The organism is Streptococcus suis (genome assembly GCF_002964045.1).
Classification (GTDB): domain Bacteria; phylum Bacillota; class Bacilli; order Lactobacillales; family Streptococcaceae; genus Streptococcus; species Streptococcus suis_U.
This window is the reverse complement of record NZ_POPB01000489.1, coordinates 1-390: the sequence shown is the minus strand read 5'-3', so window position 1 is coordinate 390 and position 390 is coordinate 1. Positions and strand designations below refer to the sequence as shown.

1 protein-coding gene is annotated in these 390 nt (G+C 32.1%); it reads right to left on the bottom strand.

The window, feature by feature from the left end; genetic code table 11:
* Positions 1-52: 52 nt before the first annotated feature.
* Positions 53-355, bottom strand: coding sequence for an asparagine synthase-related protein (locus C1E99_RS12195; RefSeq protein ID WP_269088470.1), 303 nt, complete (start codon positions 353-355; stop codon positions 53-55).
* Positions 356-390: the final 35 nt, after the last annotated feature.

The window sequence follows — 390 nt, the reverse complement described above, 5'->3', positions numbered from 1 at the left end:
TTTATTATTTTTAATCTTGTTTTAGATCCTTTATTAAACATAGTTACAAACCTCACTCATTCTTCATATACAATTTAATCTGCCTAATCCAACGTTCTACCGAACATAATCTTTCAAAATAATCAATTTTATTCGGATTTCCCGCAGGTAATGACAGCTCTAATTTTAACTTTTCAACATCAACAATTCCCATTTTTACCACTTCAAATTGTTCTAACTTGTGGAAGTTTTTACGAACTGCTTCTCTATATCCACTATATAAGGCATCTGAATAATCGCCTTTAAAACCCCTGTTGAAAACTTCAATTGGTACGATCCCCTTCAATGCTTTTTGCAATACCGGTTTTGAACATATTTCAAATATTTCTTGTTTTCACTCCGTGAGATCGG